The sequence below is a fragment of the bacterium genome, from assembly GCA_041648665.1.
Taxonomy (GTDB): Bacteria; UBA10199; UBA10199; order 2-02-FULL-44-16; family JAAZCA01; genus JAFGMW01.
Genome location: JBAZOP010000015.1, coordinates 1 through 14,585 on the forward strand (window position 1 = coordinate 1; position 14,585 = coordinate 14,585).

Sequence of the window (14,585 nt, forward strand, 5' to 3'; positions counted from 1 at the left end):
CAGGCCCCCCGGGGCCGGGTCAGAACGGCACAGCGCGGGCACAGCGCCCGGCCATGGGCATGGGCATGGGCATGGGCACGGCCATGGGCATGGGCATGGGCATGGGCACGGCCATGGGCATGGGCACGGGCATGGGCATGGGCACGGGCGCCCATGGGCAACACCTGGCACCAAATGAAAGCGCTTTCACACTAGCGCCCACATTAAAACAGAAAAATCTTTGGCCAAATCGCTTGTGCCAAAGGCATATTATAGAGCGGCACCTGAGACACAACAAAACATGGAGCACGGAAACATGACACTAACCATTAACTTCCTCATGACGGGCAACAGAATCTTGACGGCCGCGGCGCTGCTCCGCGTTCTGCGTCAGCTGGCACGGGCGGCGGCGGCGGCGGACCGGCGGACGTACGCGTACTAGCACGGGGAGCATGAAACATGAAAAGTCTACGGGCGCGGCGGTTGATTGCGGTTGTCCTACTCGCGGTTGTGTACGGCACCGCGGTTGTGTACGGGATCGGTGCGGTTGTGTTGGCGGTCATTAACTAACGGGAGCGCAGAGCATGAGAACGACGAAACGGTGCGACGGGTTTGCGGCTGAACCTCGGATTGCGGCAAGCCGCTCTGACCGTATGTTCGATCGGGCGCCACTACCACAGCCGGCGCCCGCGATCCACCGGGCGCTGTTGCCGTGCACTAAGGTCCGCAAGGTCCGCCGGCAAGGTAAGGTCGTTTGGGTTCCGGTTCTGTAATGGGGAGGTTGCGAACATGACACGGGAAGCGGAAGACCAACTGTTTGTAGTTTTGCTGGCATTTCTTGTTGTCAAGGCAGCATGGCCCGGCATTGTGTGGGGCGCAGAGCAAGGCGCGGCGGTTGTTGGTGCGCTGTGCTCATGTCCGCACGCGTGGTTGATAGGTGGAGTTGCTTGGCTCATTTGGCGCAATCGTGCATAGCAGTAAAACGGGGCGGTCGACGTTGCAGCGCCGCCGCCCCCCAAAAGGAAAGAATCACAAATGTACTACGTCAAGTATCGGTCGCGGTTCACAGGCGAACCTTGCGTCATGATTGTAACCCGCACGAGCACAAACCGGAAGACGGGCAACATGGTGCAAGTATGGTTTCTCAAGTTGCGCCATGCGCCGCACAAGGTCGTCAAGTGTAAGCGGGATAAGGCGATCTGCGGCAATTGCCCGCTACGGGGTGGTTGCGGTTGTTACGTTATTGTGTTCAAGGGTCCGTTGTCAATCTGGAATGCGTTGCGCCGCGGGAGTTATCGGGCGCTGTGGAATCATGCGGCCGAGGCCCGGCGGTTGTTGGGCGGACGCAAGATTCGATTGGGCGCGTACGGTGACCCAGCGTCGGCGCCGGTGGGCGTGATTCGGCGGTTGTTTGCGATCGTCCAACCCACGGGGTGGACGGGTTACACGCACAGCTGGGAGCGGGCGCCGTGGTTGCGGCCGTATTGCATGGCCAGTGTCGAGACGGCATGGGGCGCGCTGCGGGCATGGGCGAAGGGGTGGCGCACGTTTCGGATCCGGCAGCCCGAGGACGTGCAAATGGCGGCGGCAGAGATGCCGTGCATAAATGAGTCGCACGGCAGGCAGTGCATACAGTGCGGATTGTGCAATGGTAGCAGGGACGGCGTCAAGTCGATTGTGATAACGGCGCACGGTGCGCGCAAGAGTCTGGTAGTTACCCAGTAACAAAGGAGGTTTCCCGTGGCCAAGATCAGCGTTAGAGGTTGCTTTGAGCTCCGCCGGTGGAAGGGTCGCGAGGGGCGTGTGATCCTCGTGCGCAGCGACGGCAAGGTGCTGATTAAGTACAACCGCAGCGGGTACTCGATCCTGGAGGCGCGGTCGCGGGAGCTCGCCAAGACTCCGGCGGAATGGCGCAAGCTGGCGAAGGTAGAGCAGCAGCGGCGGCTGGCCGTGCTCGACACGTTATTGCAGGAGCGGTGCGGGTACCGGCCGGTGGAGTGTGTTGTGACGCTCGGCTCGAGCGTGCAGCAGAACAGCGCCGGGTGGGAGCGGTACTGGGCGCGCAAGAAGCAGGAGGACCGGGAAGCGCTGGAGCGTTACCAGCGCGAGCAGGCGGCGAAGGAAGCGAACACGCTGAGGGAGATCTAACATGACGAGCAAGCAGGTATTCGCGGCGCTGTGGGATCTGACGAGGCACAAGAGCAGCGAGGCGGCGTGGTGTCAAGCGTTCGAGCGGGCGCTGGACGCGGGCGCGGTGCCGTTCCAGCGCGGGAATGCGCAGGGGGTGTTTGTGCCCTGTGATCCGAAAGGGTTCCAGCTGTACTTTGGGAGGCCCGTGATTGTATGGTGAAGATCGGTCGGGCTAAGTCCAAGCGGGTAATGCTCTTGTGTGCCATGTGCGGGTACGTGTGGCTGTCCAAGGCAAAGTGTTGGTGGCGGGCGCGGTGCCCTCGGTGTCTCCGGAACAGCGACTGACAGGAGGTTGTATGCGCTATACCAAGTTCGCGTGGAAGGTTGTGTACGTGTATCGCGATGACATGCAATGGCCACGGCAGATGCGGTACTTTTCCGCGTGCTGCGCCCCGTGGGCTACAGAGTACGCTCCGGGCAAGATCACGCGGCGGAACCAGCGTTGCGGCCCGTTGTGTCTGTTCGCGACGAAGGGGGCGGCCGAGGTCTTCTGCGCCTCGCGGGTCGGTGGCTACTGCATCTTCCGCGTTGCCTATCGCTCCTCGCGTGCGACGTCCATCTGGAGCCCTGACGGGTCGCGGCGTGTGCGTGTCCGTGGTGATCAGTTGCCGCCAGGTACGGTGTTGGCGGACGAGGTCTATGTGCTGCCCAAGCAGGGCGTGTAGGAGGTTGTCATGACTGCGGAAACACAGGTTTTTCGGGTGTGGACGGGGCCGTGCAGTGTGCAGCACTTCGCGGACAAGCTGGCGGGGGCGGTCAGGTCCAGCGCGCGCTGATGCGGGCCGCGATCAGGCGGGCGATGCGCAAGGTCAAGGAACTACGGGAGGACTAACATGCTGACGTTCACACAGACGGAGTGCAAGGCGCTGAAGAAGGCGGCGGCAGGGCGGGAGGGGTGGCTGTCCGCACGTTACCACTACCCGCTGACCCAGCAGGTGCTGGATCTGCGCTCGATGCGGGCGGCGTGGTCATGGCGGTTGTGCAGCATCCCGGCATTCTGTCGCGTGGACCACAGCTGCGCCGTGCGGTGGGCCGCGTTCGTCGTCCGCTACGTCCGCACCGGGTGCCGGGCGGGCCTGACGGGCCTGACGGGCAGCACGATGCGCATCGTGCGGCTGAAGTGGATGCGGCAGCGGTGCTCGCGGCTGGGGATCAGGTTGTCTTACGTTCGCGAAGAGCAGAAGAGGTGGTCATGAAAGACTGGTTGGCGCTGGATTGTGAATGTGTGGCATGGGAGGGCTCGCGGTTCGTGACCGTGCCCGAGTTTGTCGCCGGCGGGCTGGTGACGTCGGTAGCCCCGGACGAGGTCATGCTGTTCCGGGACAAGGAGGCCATGCGCGCCGTCGTGCTGCGGGCCGCGCGCGAGGGCGTTGAGATCGTCGGGCACAACCTGGCGTTCGACCTGCTCGTCCTGGGGCTGGTGCCGGAGCTCGACTGGCACGTGTACGATACCATGATCGCGGACCTGCTGCATCGGCTGAGCAGGGACGACTGCGAGGACGACCATGGTCCGCCCCGACAGCGGGGGCTGGCCACGTTGTTCGGCCGGGAGTTGGCTGGCAAGGGCGACACGCAGTTGCGGTTTGGAGAGTACCGATACGCGCCCCTGCCCGCCGAGTACGAGAGCTACCTGCGGGAGGACGTGCTCGCGACCCGGTGGGTGTACCTGGACCAGCAGCGCTGGGGTGGCGTGCCGGGCGGGACGAGTGAGATGCTGCGCCAGGTGCGCGCGTCCCTGGCGCTGACGCGGATCAGCATGACCGGGCTGCCGGTGGACCAGATCGAGCTGGCCCGGCAGCAGGAGGTCTTCGGGCAGGAGCTCAAGCGGCTACAGAAGGAGCTCCTGGGGCACGGGCTGTACCGGCCGGAGAGCCGGGGGCCAAGGGGTGGGCTGAAGAAGGAGGGCTTCGAGGCCAAGAAGTTCCGCCGGTACATGACGGATCTGGCTGCGGCGCGCGGGCTGGTGCTCGAACAGACGGACAAGGGGCTGGTGGCCATCGGCGAGGACGCACTGGCGCCGTATCGGGATGACCCGGTCGTGTCCACCTGGCTCGCGGCCCTGGACACGCAGAAGATCATCGGTACGTTCCTGAACGCGTGGCAGGACGTGGAGCGCGTGCACTGTCGGTACAACCTGCTCATGCGCACCGGGCGAACCAGCTGCTCCGATCCCAACTTGCAGCAGGTGCCCAGCCGGGGCGTGCGGGGCGGGGTCAAGGCCGTGTTCGTGGCGCCCCCGGGCCGCGTGTTCTACGAGCTGGATTACGCCCAGCTGGAGCTCTGCTGCCTGGCGCAGCTGACGCAGGGGCGGATGCTCGAGCTCATCAATGCGGGGAAGGACCTGCACCGGGAGCTCGGGGCGGTGTACTTCCGGAAGCCGGCGGCGGACGTGACGAAGGAGGAACGGCAGCTCATGAAGGCGGCCAACTTCGGGCTGCCTGGCGGGATGGGCGCGAAGAAGTTTCGCTCGTTCATCAAGTCCAACGGGCTGCCGGACCCGGGCGAGACGCGGACCCGGGACCTGATCAACGCCTGGCTCGAGGCCTACCCGGAGATGGAGCAGTGGCTGGCCGAGGGCAGGGGCGTCAATGACCGGCGCGTGTGCCGGGTCTGGTCTGGGCGTGACGGGGAGTCGGAGGCGTTCACGCGTGCGTGCTGGGAGGTCGCACTGAGTCGGATCGGCGCTCGTAGTGTGCCGTCGCACATCTATTCATCCATTGTAAAGGGGCACGGCAGCCCGGAGGTCGAGGCCTGGGTCATGGGCCGTGACGTCGTCGTGACCGGCGGCCGGCGAAGATATCCAGTTAGCTACACAGAACAGCGCAACACGCGGTTCCAGGGGCTGGCGGCCGACCTGGCGAAGGACGCGCTGGCCAGGATTGTCCTGGAAGGAAGTGAGGTGGCAACGGTTCATGCGTTCGTCCATGACAGCGTACTCATCTCAGTTCCCGACGACGATTCCCGGGAGCAGCGGGCGGGGTGCATCGCCGACTCCATGCTCCTCGCCGAGCGGCGCTGGCTGCCCAGCTGCCGGGCCGGCGTTGAGATCAGCGGGCCGGGCCGGTCGTGGCTGGATGCGAAGAACGGGCCGAAGCAGATGAAAAATCAGGAGGTGAACCGAAATTAATCGGTGCATCGAAACCATACACAAAGTCATAAGTCCCGAGCAGACAAAGCGATAGAACGAAGGGTGTGTGACCAAATGTACTGGAGTATGAGGGGCGCTTTTTCTGACGAGGGTAATCATGATTGTCAAGTTCTCCAAGAGCGGGCGAGAGAAACGTATCGGTGGCGGGCAGTTCTTTGGTTTGAACGTGCGGGACGACTTGAATGCGGCGCGGCAGGAGGCACGCAACCGTCTGGCGAGCCGCATTTTTGAGCTCGCGGATCTGCATCTCGACGCGGATGATGCAGATTGGCTCCGGCGCTGGGCGCACGCAGAGAATGGCCGAGCATGGGCGCGCGCGCGTGGGCAACATCCACTTTTTGCAAACCATGATGGGGAAAGACTGGTCCGCATCGTGGCTGAGCTGCGTCCGCTGATCGACGACGATGTTGAGTGTCAGATGAATCTGGGGTCTGAAGTCACGGGAATTGATGTCTATTAAACGAGGGGTACAACATGAACAGCTGGGAAAAATTAAGTGACTTCGAGGAGTGCGGTGACCAGGCGGACCGCGAGACGGAGCGGGACGACTACGAGGAGACGGCCGAAGACGAGGAGCGGGAGGAGCGCATCGCCGAGATTTTAGACTTGCTCGAAGCCTTCTTCGACTCTTCGTTCGGACCTCTGTTTGATGAGGTTGACGACTGGCTCGGTGGCGATACCGACCCGGAGCCGGAGAAACTGGACATGTTGCTCAAGGCAACGGAGAACGAGACGGTGCATGACCTTGTGGCTGAATTGAAGGAGTACTTCGCGTGACGCACGAGGAAAAGAAAGCCAAGCAGAGAGAGTACAGCCGGGCCTACCGCGCGGCACACCGCGAGGAGGTACTGGCGTACCAAAGGGCCTGGCACGCCGCACACCGAGAAGCGCAGCAGATTTATCGCGCCGAGCGTCGTGAGGAGAGGCGGGTCAAACATGCGGCCTACTATGCCGCTCACCGCGAGGAGCGACGGGCCTACAACGATGCGCACCGCGAAGAGCGGCAGGCGTATCAGCGGGCCCGCAACGCCGCCTGTCGTGAAGATCTGTCAGCTCGGGACCAGGCCAACACACGTATCCGGGGCTGGGCCAAGTGGTTCGACGGGTGTTCGCACTGTGGCTGCCGCATCGACCCGGCTGCCTTGGACCTGCATCACCGCAATCCGGCAGAGAAAGAGGTGGGGCTCTCGGCGGCAAACGGCTGGAAGCGCTGGTTCGCTGAGTACCTGAAGTGTGACGTGTTGTGCGCCAACTGTCACCGCATCGTTCATGCGGAGGAGAGGAGCAACTGACGATGAAGATAACGCTGTTTGGTGGCCACGGGTATCTCGGGTCGCACCTTGCGGCCGAGCTTCGGCACTTCGGGCATGACGTGCACCAGCTGGGGCGGGACCCGGCGGTGTGGACGGGGCTGGATGAGCCGGACAGATTTCTGCATCTCGCGTGCCCCCGCAACAAGCCGGGCGTCTGGTCGTGGCGCAAGGCGATGGAGGCCCATGCGACGGCCGTGGCATTGCAGCAGGACACGGGTACGCCGCCGGACCAGTGCCTGTTCATCAGCAGCCTCAGCGTGTTCGACAGCCCAGGAAATGAATACGGCCACTTTAAGGCCATGGCCGAGCGCGAGGTGCTGGCCCGGGGGTGGCGGGTGGCTCGGCTGCCCACACTGCTCGGAACGTGCGACGGTGTCAACCTCTATCGGCGTGACCTGGGACTGCACGAGATCGCGAACATGTTGGCCAACGACTGCCGTGCCACGGTCAACCCGGATGCGGTGCGGCACGTCGACTGGATCGGCCGGGTCGTGCGCGAGCTCGCGGCCTGGTGCAGTGCGCCGGTCGACTTCCCGAAGGTCTGGTCGCTGTCCGAGGGTGTCGTCGCCTTCGAGCAGATTGTCGGGCCGAGGGTAGCGGTGGTCAACGGGGAGCGGCAGACGTACGTCACGACGTGCGGCGAGCCCATGGTGATGTCCGACGTGCACCTGCTGCGGAAGCGGTTCAACGAGTTGGTAGCGGCGATCAAAGACAGGAGCGCAAAGTCATGTTGACAAACGAACGTAACACGGTTCTGGCCCCTCACCTGAGCTGGTCGCAGATCAGCCTGTTCATGCGCTGCGCCAAGGCGTACTACGAGAAGTACATCATGTGCGCCCCGCAGCGCCCGACGTACAGCCTGCTCTCGGGCAAGTCGGTGCACAAGGGCCTCGAGCTGCACAACCGGGAGCTCGCGCGCAACCGGCCGGGCATGAAGGTCAAGGACATCGTCGACGCCAGCGTGGCGGCGTTCGATGCGGCGCCTGACCTCGCTGAACTGGATGTGCCGGCGGCGAAGGGCCGGGATCAGCTGGTCGAGGACATCACCGACCCCGTCCGGTCGTACCTGGCGGATGTCGAGCCGAAGGACCTGGACTACGCCAAGCCGGCGGCCGAGGGCGACGTCGAGAAGGAGGTCTGGTTCGAGGTGGCGGGGCAGAAGTTCGTCGGCTATGTGGACGTGGTCCTGCCCGGCCTCGTCGTGGACTACAAGCTGCTCGGCCGGCTCAAGTCGGCGCAGGACGTCGAGAAGGACGGGCAACTGGTCCTGTACAGTCGGGCGCTCCAGCGTCCGGCGGCGTTCGTGCAGCTGGTCCGGGGCCGGGCGCGGACGACACTGACCAAGCAGACGATCAGCCCGGCCGTGTCCCGGGGCGTCATGAAGAGCATCGAGGATGCGGTCAGGAGCATCGAGATCGCGAAGCAGACCGGCCACTGGCCGCAGTGCGATGCCAAGAACTGGATGTGCGGGCCGACAACGTGCGAATATTTTAGAAAGTGTTACGCCGGCACCGGGGGGGACTATGGCACAAACGGCTGAACAGAAACGCGAATACCGGCGCGAGTACTATTGGCTGCACAGAGAGCAGTGCCTGGCGCAGAGCGCAAAGTGGTATCAGGAGCATAAGGCCGCAGTGCGCGTCTACAATCAGCGTCGGTACAGCGCCCAGATCGAACAAGCGCGCGAACAGTCCCGACAGTGGCACCGCGCCCATCGTGAATATTGTCGTCAGCGTTCGAGACAGATTCAGATAAAAATTCGGGACCAGGCGCTGGCTATCTACGGCGGGCGCTGTGATCGTTGTGGTGAGTCAACGCCGTGTTGTTTGCACTTCCACCACGTGGTGCCAATACGGGCGGATGCCCGAGAGCGCGACCGAATGCATGAATCGGGATGGCCGCTTCGCAGGAAGATTATCCGCGCCGGCCAGCGTCTGCCACAGTACCGGTTGTTGTGCGCCAACTGTCACGAGAAAGAACACGATCGCTTACAACGGGTGACGGAGCAGGCCGGATGTTCCGGTGTTGCAGCCGAGCCCACAGTCAAGTCCAAGGAGTCTCACCATGTCCGAGCGCGTCCAGTTTGAATCCTACGACATCGGAAAAGTCAATGCGCGGTACATCTCTGGGAAATCGTTGGCGGACGGCACGACGATCCGCGGCGCCATCCTAGGCGTGCGCCGGGAGGTCGTCGGCGATGAGTCAAAAGACGTTCTTTACCTTGAAGGTGTCCCACAAGGCCTGTGCCTCAACTCGACCAACCGCAAGTACCTCGTCGCCAAGCTCGGCGCGGTGACGGGCAACTGGGCCGGCGCCCTCATCGAGATCTACGGTGCGGAGGGCGCCTACAAGGGCGAGCCCTGCACCGTCGCCAAGGTCCGTCTCGTTCAGTAGCCCTCGCTCCTTTCTGCGTTCCTGTTTCCTGGGCCGGACAGCCGACCGCCCAAGTGCTGTCCGGCCCACTTTATTGATTGGGGAGAATATGGCTCAAGAAAAGTTGCGGTGCCCCCTCGAGAGCTGCCGGGAGGAGCTCAAGGGCTGGCGCTGTGAGCATCACGGTGACATCCGGGACCTCTTCCATCCCACGGGCATCAGCGACGAGGAGATCACCGACCTGCTGGTCAACCGGCTGAGCTGCTTCCTGGATGGTGACCGCAGCACGGTTGTCATGCCCGGCGTCAGTGGCCAGCGGCCGTGCGCCATCGAGACACACAAGCTGCAGCCCGACCGGCTGCAGGATTTTGTTACGCGCATCCAGGTGCGCTGCGGTGTGACGGACAAGCGGCTGAGCCGGCATCGGTTCAATGACTACGTTGTGCTGCAGCACGGCCTGCTGCTGACCCTGCCCCACGTCAAGATTGTAGGAGATCGACCCATGCTCTTCCGCCTCGAGGACGTCCACGCCGGCCGTGACGAACTGTACTGGCCGTTCCAGGACTCCAAGCTGAACTTCATGGTGCACCAGGTGCTGGGCTACTCCGGCCCAGGCTTCACGCCGAAGCGGACGGGCGCCCTGGAGGAGTTCGTGCACAGCGTGCGGTGTGCCGACGAGGACAGCGAGCAGGTGCTGTACGGCTGGATGATCGGCTCGGTGCTCCAATACGTCATCGGGCCGGGCGCCTCGCCGATACTCATGCTCTGCGCCAAGTCGCACAGCGTCGGGAAGACGACGACGGCGGACGTGCTGCGTGCCATCCTGGGCGGCGGGCTGGCCCTGCCCTGGACCAACGACATGAGCATGGACGACGTGCTGCGACAGCTGCTCGACCCGAGGGCCCGGTGCTTCTGCATCGACAACATCGTGCCCCCCAACGGCAGCCGGGTCTTCAACAACCACGTGGTCTGCAATCTGATCACCACGGAGAGTTTCCAGACCAAGCTGCTGTACGGCTCGGGGTTCATCAGCTCGGACAACTACGTGGCCTGGATGGGGACGGCGAACCTGCCCAGCTTCGCGAGCGACCTCCTGGCCCGCAGCTGCATCTGCGAGCTGTCGGACAAGCGCGTGCCCAAGACGGTAGGCTGGGCCGCACACTGGGCCAAGCGGCGGACCGAGGTCCTGGCCGACGCCATGGCCATCGCCATCGAGAACTGGCAGAAGGGTCCGTTCCCGGTGACGGGCAGGTTCAGGTTCACGAACTGGCTCAACTACGTGGCCCGGGCGATCCAGGCCGAGCCGATGACGCTGCCCCGCAACACGATCGTGCGGGCGCCGATCGAGCACTGCCTGGACGAGGTGTTCGCTGGGTCGGGCCAGGTCGAGCAGGTGAGCATGGCCGACGCTGTGCAGTTCATCAACAGTGCCGCGGTTGGTTGGTGCGGCACGACACGGCAGATTCAGACCGTCGAGGAAGACAGCATCAGAGCGGATCTGGCGGCTTACAACGCATTGTACAGCGTGCAAACGCGGGAGGGTACGGTATGGGTCGTGCGCGAAAAAGTGTGAAGCAGATGACGCCCGAGGAGAAGCGCGAGTACTGGCGGGAGCGCCGGCGCTTGAGCAGGGCGGGGTTGTGCAGCGGGTCGTGGGACGCTCGGCGCAACCCCGAGTTTCGGGAGTGGTGTCTTAAGCACAACCTGGAGCCGAATCGGACGGCGTGGAATCGCTTTCAATACGAAAGGGGCAAGCGATGAGCGAGAGCGCGTGGCTGCAGTTGATCGGTTGGGTGGCCACAATGGGCACGTCGATTGGGTACATGCGTGCCCGGCTCAATGACCTGGGGAAACACGTTGACCGGATGGAGGCCAAGGTCGACGTGGTGAAGGAAGTCTGCGACAAGTGCCTTGGGGAAAAGGCAGCGAAGGAGGCCAGGTGAAGGTTTTTTGTTTGGGCGACACCCATTTTCCACATCACGACGCCAAGGCCGTGGACTGGGCGCTGCGGATGTGCAAGAAGTTCAAGCCCGATCACGTCGTCCTGCTCGGCGACATCGCTGACCTGGACGCCGTGTGCCGGTTCCCGAAGTCGCTGAAGCGGGCCGCCGGCCTGGTCAACGAGATCTCCGAGGTCCAGCGCTGGCTGCAGCGCATGATGCCGGCCTTCGGGCGGGCGAAGGTCTCGCTCCTGGTCGGCAATCACGAGGCGCGCCTGTCGTCGTTCATAATGCGCAACGCCCGGGAGCTTGCCGACCTGCCGCAGCTGTCGCTCCGGGGGCTGCTCGGGTTTCCGGCCAGCTGGGACATTGTGCCCGACAAGCACGGCATCTTGCTCGACAAGGTCTTCATCACGCACGGGACCAGGTTCGCGCATGGTGTCACGCAGTCGAACCTGAACCGCTGGTCCGGACTAAGCTCGGTGCAGGGTCATAGCCATAGGGCCTCGATCGCGCACCGCGGGCTGCCCACGGGCAAGGTGCTGTCCGCCGCCGAGGCCGGCTGCTTGTGCCAGCTGTCGATGGGGTATGCGCCCCAGACAGACTGGTGCCACGCCGTCGTGACGATCACGAACGGCCGGGTGGAGCTCGTGCGCAAGTGATCACGCACCACAACGACACGTTCGGTTGGTTGGAGTTTTACCAGGAGGGTCCAGTGAATCGCAACTACATTCTGTTTGGCAGCAACACCGAGGTTGAGGAGCCGATGCTCGAGAAGGCCATCTGTCCAAGGGTCTACGACGACGTCAAGACGGCGACGGCGTGCGGCCTGAAGGTCCACGGCCCGTGGCGTGCGGGGTTCGAGTACATCCTCGCCCACCCTAATGAGTACTTCCTCCTCGTGTGCGGCATCTGCAGCACCCCGGCGAAGCGCATGGCGGGCATCGACAAGATCAACGCCAACCTGGCCGGCGCCAGCAACGTCACGTGGTACACGGTCAAGAGCTCGGATGCCAAGATCAGCCCGTTCGCCCGGATCGGCGTTGGTGCGCTGGTCTTGGATCGCTGCTACATCGCCCCCGACTGCGAGGTCGGCGACTTTGCGGCCATGCTCCCGGGCTCGGCGCTGTACCACCACAGCAGCATCGGCGAGGGCACGATTTTGGTCGGTGGCAGCGTCGTCCTTGGTCGGAGCCGGGTCGGCAGGGAGTGCTGGGTGTGCTCGCACGCCACGATCCTCCCGGACGGCTTCATCGCTGACGGCCAGGTGATCGGTGCGGCGGCGACGGTCAAGCAGATCGGTAGTAGGGGGGCGAAGTGATGTCCGTGCACTACCTCGCCGACGTCGTGTTCGTGGCGATGGGTCCGGTTGCGCTCATCGCCCTGTGGCTGCTGGCCGACATCCGCCGGTCGTTGCGTCCGCCTCGCTTTCCCAGCCGCAGTAGCTGGAGGAGGTATCCGTGATGACCGTGTGTGCTGCGTGCCTGGTCGTGCTCACGGCCGGGAGGCTCGTGTTTGACTACCTAAAATGGAGGGACGGCTGATGCCTTACATAACACCAAAACAACGCAAGGAGCTTGCTGTGGGGGTCATGGCCGCTACGGCCGGCGAACTGAACTACGCCATTACTGTGTTGGTTGATCGGTTTCTCGACATCAAGGGTGGCCTGTCCTACGCCGCCATCAACGAGGTCATCGGCGTGCTGGAGTGCGCAAAGCTGGAACTGTACCGGCGCCTGGCCGCGCCGTACGAGGACGCCAAGTGCAGAGAAAATGGAGACGTATACGATGCGTAGCGCCTTTCTCTACCTGGTGCCGGTCAAGGGCGGCCGGGTTTCGTTTGTTGACCGGGACACCTGGCATAAGGCACAGGGCTGGAGCTGGAGCCTGGCTGGCCACGGATATGCACACCGAAGCCACGGGGTGTATCTCCATCGAGTGGCGGCTGGGGCGCCGGCTGGTTCAGAAGTGGACCACATAAATCATGACATCCTGGACAATCGGCGTGGCAATCTCCGGGTTGGCTCCCGGTCGTTGAACTTTCTAAACAGGGTGCCCACGGCTGGGCGGAATCTACCTCAAGGCGTCAGTCGAAAAGGAAAACGCTTCCGGGCGCGCATTATGCTAAACCGGAACGAGCGCTGGCTGGGTGTGTTTGACACGGTGGCGTTGGCAGCGGCGGCGTATGAGCACGCCAAGCGCCAACTCATCAAGGAGATGACCAATGAAGCATAAACTTCGTTGCTATCTTGCTGGGTCTGTTGCTCACCTGACCTGGGACGAGGCCATGCGGTGGCGCCGGGCGTTTGCTGGGCGGCTGCGGCGGGCGGGGTTCGAGCCCCTGATCCCATGCGAGGCAGAGAAGGTGGCGCGGAACAACGGCCCCATGGTCGCGGCGGACAGCACGGCGCCCGGCTGCTCGAATCAGGAGATCTTTGCTCGCGACCTGAACATGCTTTGGGATGCGGACGTCGTCGTGGCCAACTTGCGCGGCGCCGAGCGGGCCAGCCTGGGCACGGCTTGGGAGTTGGGGTGGGCGTACTCAAACGGCGTGCCGATCATTGCCGTTGTGCAACCTGGCGACCTGCACTGGCACGCGTTCATCATCCAGTCCTGCACCATCGTGCCGACGCTGGATGCGGCCATGCGGGAGTTGAAGGTGTTGCAGAAGGAGAGGAGCAGATGAGCACCGAGAAGGATAAGCAACGGGCGAGACGCTGGTGTGATGTGCTCTGTGCGTCATGTCATCGCATTGTGGAGAACCAAAAATGAACGAAACAAAAGGTATGCATCTTGATGCTGGAAAGCCTCAGGTTGATGGCATTGATCCAGTTTTTGTTTTGGCGGTTGGTGAGATCTTGGAATACGGCTCAAAGAAATACGCTAAACGGAACTGGCTGGCCGGAATCGAGTTCAGTCGTGTCTATGCCTCGGCCATGCGCCACTTGCTGCGCTGGTACAGCGGCGAGGACATCGACCCGGAGTCGGGCAAGCCGCACCTGTGGCACTGCGCGTGCAATCTGGCCTTTTTAATAAGCTATACCGAGCACGAGAAGTACGAGGAGTTCGATGACCGGCCGTTCAAGGCCAAGGAGAACAAGTGAAACGTACGCTGATCACAGTTGTGTTCTACGCCATCACCCTGCCATTTGTCGGTCTGGGCATCCTCGCGGCCCTGGTGCGGGGTGGAGTACTTCTGGGCATTGAGATCGTCAATGTCGTGGCCGCGTATGTGGGAGGAGAAGACGAATGATCTGGCGCGTGCGACTCACAGTCATAGAGAGCCGGTGGAACAACAACCAGCTGAGCATCGAGGCGGTTGTTGACGACACGGGCCGCACGGCAGCGGCGCAGGATGAGCTTCAGTGGCGCTTCGACCTGATGCGGGAGCAGTTGCAGAAGCACCTGGATGAGTGGCCGCTGGAGCGCCCGCCGCTCAGCACGAAGGAGGGCAAGTGAGCAAGAAGAAGCCCAAGACCTACCAGGTCCCGCAGGATCTGGAGGCGCTGGCGCTGGACATCGTGTTGTCGATCTTCAAGGACCTGGACATCGAGCTGGAGCCGGACGAGGCCCAGGCGCTGGCCCCGGTCCTGAAGGCAACCAAGAAGAAGCCCCGGAAGGGGCAGAAAGGCAGGTAGTATGC

At 63.3% G+C, this 14,585-nt stretch carries 26 protein-coding genes and 1 pseudogene; 26 read left to right on the plus strand and 1 reads right to left on the minus strand.

Annotation, left to right across the window (positions count from 1 at the left end; genetic code table 11):
• Positions 1–19 precede the first annotated feature (19 nt).
• On the minus strand, positions 20–145 hold the full coding sequence (locus WC683_06995; GenBank protein MFA4972343.1) for a hypothetical protein: 126 nt from the start codon (positions 143–145) through the stop codon (positions 20–22).
• Between the two features lie 150 nt (positions 146–295).
• On the opposite strand from WC683_06995, the gene WC683_07000 reads away from it, so the two are divergent.
• The 26 genes and pseudogenes from WC683_07000 (at position 296) to WC683_07125 (ending at position 14,580) form a co-directional block, all read left to right on the plus strand.
• The gene (locus WC683_07000) at positions 296–421 is read left to right on the plus strand and encodes a hypothetical protein (GenBank protein MFA4972344.1); all 126 of its coding nucleotides are present in this window, start codon (positions 296–298) and stop codon (positions 419–421) included.
• A gap of 593 nt (positions 422–1,014) precedes the next feature.
• A complete protein-coding gene (locus tag WC683_07005) occupies positions 1,015–1,704 on the plus strand; it encodes a hypothetical protein (GenBank protein MFA4972345.1) in 690 nt (229 codons plus the stop codon).
• 15 nt (positions 1,705–1,719) lie between these two features.
• Positions 1,720–2,127, plus strand: coding sequence for a hypothetical protein (locus WC683_07010; protein MFA4972346.1), 408 nt, complete (start codon positions 1,720–1,722; stop codon positions 2,125–2,127).
• 1 nt (position 2,128) lies between these two features.
• Positions 2,129–2,329 (plus strand): hypothetical protein, encoded by a 201-nt coding sequence (locus WC683_07015; GenBank protein ID MFA4972347.1) that lies wholly within the window; start codon positions 2,129–2,131, stop codon positions 2,327–2,329.
• Positions 2,330–2,465: 136 nt separating this feature from the next.
• Positions 2,466–2,834 (plus strand): hypothetical protein, encoded by a 369-nt coding sequence (locus tag WC683_07020; GenBank protein MFA4972348.1) that lies wholly within the window; start codon positions 2,466–2,468, stop codon positions 2,832–2,834.
• A 168-nt stretch (positions 2,835–3,002) separates the two neighbouring features.
• A complete protein-coding gene (locus tag WC683_07025; protein ID MFA4972349.1) occupies positions 3,003–3,365 on the plus strand; it encodes a hypothetical protein in 363 nt (120 codons plus the stop codon).
• Entirely contained in the window at positions 3,362–5,296 is a 1,935-nt protein-coding gene (locus tag WC683_07030) for a DNA polymerase (GenBank protein MFA4972350.1), read from the plus strand. The genes WC683_07025 and WC683_07030 overlap by 4 nt, the downstream gene beginning before the upstream one ends.
• A 118-nt stretch (positions 5,297–5,414) precedes the next feature.
• Entirely contained in the window at positions 5,415–5,777 is a 363-nt protein-coding gene (locus tag WC683_07035; protein MFA4972351.1) for a hypothetical protein, read from the plus strand.
• A gap of 14 nt (positions 5,778–5,791) precedes the next feature.
• Positions 5,792–6,094, plus strand: coding sequence for a hypothetical protein (locus WC683_07040; GenBank protein MFA4972352.1), 303 nt, complete (start codon positions 5,792–5,794; stop codon positions 6,092–6,094).
• Positions 6,091–6,609 (plus strand): hypothetical protein, encoded by a 519-nt coding sequence (locus WC683_07045; protein ID MFA4972353.1) that lies wholly within the window; start codon positions 6,091–6,093, stop codon positions 6,607–6,609. The genes WC683_07040 and WC683_07045 overlap by 4 nt, the downstream gene beginning before the upstream one ends.
• Positions 6,610–6,611: 2 nt before the next feature.
• Positions 6,612–7,364: a hypothetical protein gene (locus WC683_07050; GenBank protein MFA4972354.1), complete on the plus strand. Its 753-nt coding sequence runs from the start codon at positions 6,612–6,614 to the stop codon at positions 7,362–7,364.
• Positions 7,358–8,170 (plus strand): PD-(D/E)XK nuclease family protein, encoded by an 813-nt coding sequence (locus tag WC683_07055; GenBank protein ID MFA4972355.1) that lies wholly within the window; start codon positions 7,358–7,360, stop codon positions 8,168–8,170. Before WC683_07050 ends, WC683_07055 begins: the two co-directional genes overlap by 7 nt.
• A gap of 524 nt (positions 8,171–8,694) precedes the next feature.
• Complete coding sequence (locus tag WC683_07060) at positions 8,695–9,024, plus strand: hypothetical protein (protein ID MFA4972356.1); 330 nt, start codon at positions 8,695–8,697, stop codon at positions 9,022–9,024.
• A gap of 88 nt (positions 9,025–9,112) precedes the next feature.
• A complete protein-coding gene (locus WC683_07065) occupies positions 9,113–10,576 on the plus strand; it encodes a hypothetical protein (protein ID MFA4972357.1) in 1,464 nt (487 codons plus the stop codon).
• Positions 10,552–10,764 (plus strand): hypothetical protein, encoded by a 213-nt coding sequence (locus WC683_07070; GenBank protein MFA4972358.1) that lies wholly within the window; start codon positions 10,552–10,554, stop codon positions 10,762–10,764. Before WC683_07065 ends, WC683_07070 begins: the two co-directional genes overlap by 25 nt.
• Entirely contained in the window at positions 10,761–10,946 is a 186-nt protein-coding gene (locus WC683_07075; protein ID MFA4972359.1) for a hypothetical protein, read from the plus strand. Before WC683_07070 ends, WC683_07075 begins: the two co-directional genes overlap by 4 nt.
• A complete protein-coding gene (locus WC683_07080; GenBank protein ID MFA4972360.1) occupies positions 10,943–11,605 on the plus strand; it encodes a metallophosphoesterase in 663 nt (220 codons plus the stop codon). The genes WC683_07075 and WC683_07080 overlap by 4 nt, the downstream gene beginning before the upstream one ends.
• A 53-nt stretch (positions 11,606–11,658) precedes the next feature.
• Positions 11,659–12,264 carry a hypothetical protein gene (locus WC683_07085; protein ID MFA4972361.1) on the plus strand — a complete coding sequence of 202 codons (606 nt, stop codon included), beginning with the start codon at positions 11,659–11,661 and terminating at the stop codon, positions 12,262–12,264.
• The gene (locus WC683_07090; protein ID MFA4972362.1) at positions 12,264–12,407 is read left to right on the plus strand and encodes a hypothetical protein; all 144 of its coding nucleotides are present in this window, start codon (positions 12,264–12,266) and stop codon (positions 12,405–12,407) included. The genes WC683_07085 and WC683_07090 overlap by 1 nt, the downstream gene beginning before the upstream one ends.
• A 79-nt stretch (positions 12,408–12,486) precedes the next feature.
• Entirely contained in the window at positions 12,487–12,738 is a 252-nt protein-coding gene (locus tag WC683_07095) for a hypothetical protein (GenBank protein ID MFA4972363.1), read from the plus strand.
• Positions 12,731–12,964 (plus strand): annotated as a pseudogene (locus tag WC683_07100) (hypothetical protein). Before WC683_07095 ends, WC683_07100 begins: the two are co-directional and overlap by 8 nt.
• Positions 12,965–13,166: 202 nt before the next feature.
• Complete coding sequence (locus WC683_07105; GenBank protein ID MFA4972364.1) at positions 13,167–13,628, plus strand: nucleoside 2-deoxyribosyltransferase; 462 nt, start codon at positions 13,167–13,169, stop codon at positions 13,626–13,628.
• Between the two features lie 82 nt (positions 13,629–13,710).
• Positions 13,711–14,046, plus strand: a complete 336-nt coding sequence (locus WC683_07110) for a dATP/dGTP diphosphohydrolase domain-containing protein (GenBank protein MFA4972365.1) — start codon at positions 13,711–13,713, stop codon at positions 14,044–14,046.
• Positions 14,043–14,195 (plus strand): hypothetical protein, encoded by a 153-nt coding sequence (locus tag WC683_07115; GenBank protein ID MFA4972366.1) that lies wholly within the window; start codon positions 14,043–14,045, stop codon positions 14,193–14,195. The genes WC683_07110 and WC683_07115 overlap by 4 nt, the downstream gene beginning before the upstream one ends.
• Complete coding sequence (locus WC683_07120) at positions 14,192–14,401, plus strand: hypothetical protein (protein ID MFA4972367.1); 210 nt, start codon at positions 14,192–14,194, stop codon at positions 14,399–14,401. The genes WC683_07115 and WC683_07120 overlap by 4 nt, the downstream gene beginning before the upstream one ends.
• Complete coding sequence (locus WC683_07125) at positions 14,398–14,580, plus strand: hypothetical protein (protein MFA4972368.1); 183 nt, start codon at positions 14,398–14,400, stop codon at positions 14,578–14,580. The genes WC683_07120 and WC683_07125 overlap by 4 nt, the downstream gene beginning before the upstream one ends.
• Positions 14,581–14,585: the final 5 nt, after the last annotated feature.

Excerpts from the sequence above, each read along its gene's own strand:
- WC683_07120 (MFA4972367.1), top strand. The coding sequence starts at position 14,192 with ATGATCTGGCGCGTGCGACTCACAGTCATAGAGAGCCGGTGGAACAAC.
- WC683_07030 (MFA4972350.1), top strand. The coding sequence starts at position 3,362 with ATGAAAGACTGGTTGGCGCTGGATTGTGAATGTGTGGCATGGGAGGGC.
- WC683_07005 (MFA4972345.1), top strand. The coding sequence starts at position 1,015 with ATGTACTACGTCAAGTATCGGTCGCGGTTCACAGGCGAACCTTGCGTC.
- WC683_07060 (MFA4972356.1), top strand. The coding sequence starts at position 8,695 with ATGTCCGAGCGCGTCCAGTTTGAATCCTACGACATCGGAAAAGTCAAT.
- WC683_07105 (MFA4972364.1), top strand. The coding sequence starts at position 13,167 with ATGAAGCATAAACTTCGTTGCTATCTTGCTGGGTCTGTTGCTCACCTG.
- WC683_07075 (MFA4972359.1), top strand. The coding sequence starts at position 10,761 with ATGAGCGAGAGCGCGTGGCTGCAGTTGATCGGTTGGGTGGCCACAATG.
- WC683_07095 (MFA4972363.1), top strand. The coding sequence starts at position 12,487 with ATGCCTTACATAACACCAAAACAACGCAAGGAGCTTGCTGTGGGGGTC.
- WC683_07020 (MFA4972348.1), top strand. The coding sequence starts at position 2,466 with ATGCGCTATACCAAGTTCGCGTGGAAGGTTGTGTACGTGTATCGCGAT.
- WC683_07035 (MFA4972351.1), top strand. The coding sequence starts at position 5,415 with ATGATTGTCAAGTTCTCCAAGAGCGGGCGAGAGAAACGTATCGGTGGC.
- WC683_07050 (MFA4972354.1), top strand. The coding sequence starts at position 6,612 with ATGAAGATAACGCTGTTTGGTGGCCACGGGTATCTCGGGTCGCACCTT.
- WC683_07090 (MFA4972362.1), top strand. The coding sequence starts at position 12,264 with ATGTCCGTGCACTACCTCGCCGACGTCGTGTTCGTGGCGATGGGTCCG.
- WC683_07025 (MFA4972349.1), top strand. The coding sequence starts at position 3,003 with ATGCTGACGTTCACACAGACGGAGTGCAAGGCGCTGAAGAAGGCGGCG.
- WC683_07015 (MFA4972347.1), top strand. The coding sequence starts at position 2,129 with ATGACGAGCAAGCAGGTATTCGCGGCGCTGTGGGATCTGACGAGGCAC.
- WC683_07055 (MFA4972355.1), top strand. The coding sequence starts at position 7,358 with ATGTTGACAAACGAACGTAACACGGTTCTGGCCCCTCACCTGAGCTGG.
- WC683_07065 (MFA4972357.1), top strand. The coding sequence starts at position 9,113 with ATGGCTCAAGAAAAGTTGCGGTGCCCCCTCGAGAGCTGCCGGGAGGAG.
- WC683_07110 (MFA4972365.1), top strand. The coding sequence starts at position 13,711 with ATGAACGAAACAAAAGGTATGCATCTTGATGCTGGAAAGCCTCAGGTT.
- WC683_07000 (MFA4972344.1), top strand. The coding sequence starts at position 296 with ATGACACTAACCATTAACTTCCTCATGACGGGCAACAGAATCTTGACG.
- WC683_07070 (MFA4972358.1), top strand. The coding sequence starts at position 10,552 with ATGGGTCGTGCGCGAAAAAGTGTGAAGCAGATGACGCCCGAGGAGAAG.
- WC683_07040 (MFA4972352.1), top strand. The coding sequence starts at position 5,792 with ATGAACAGCTGGGAAAAATTAAGTGACTTCGAGGAGTGCGGTGACCAG.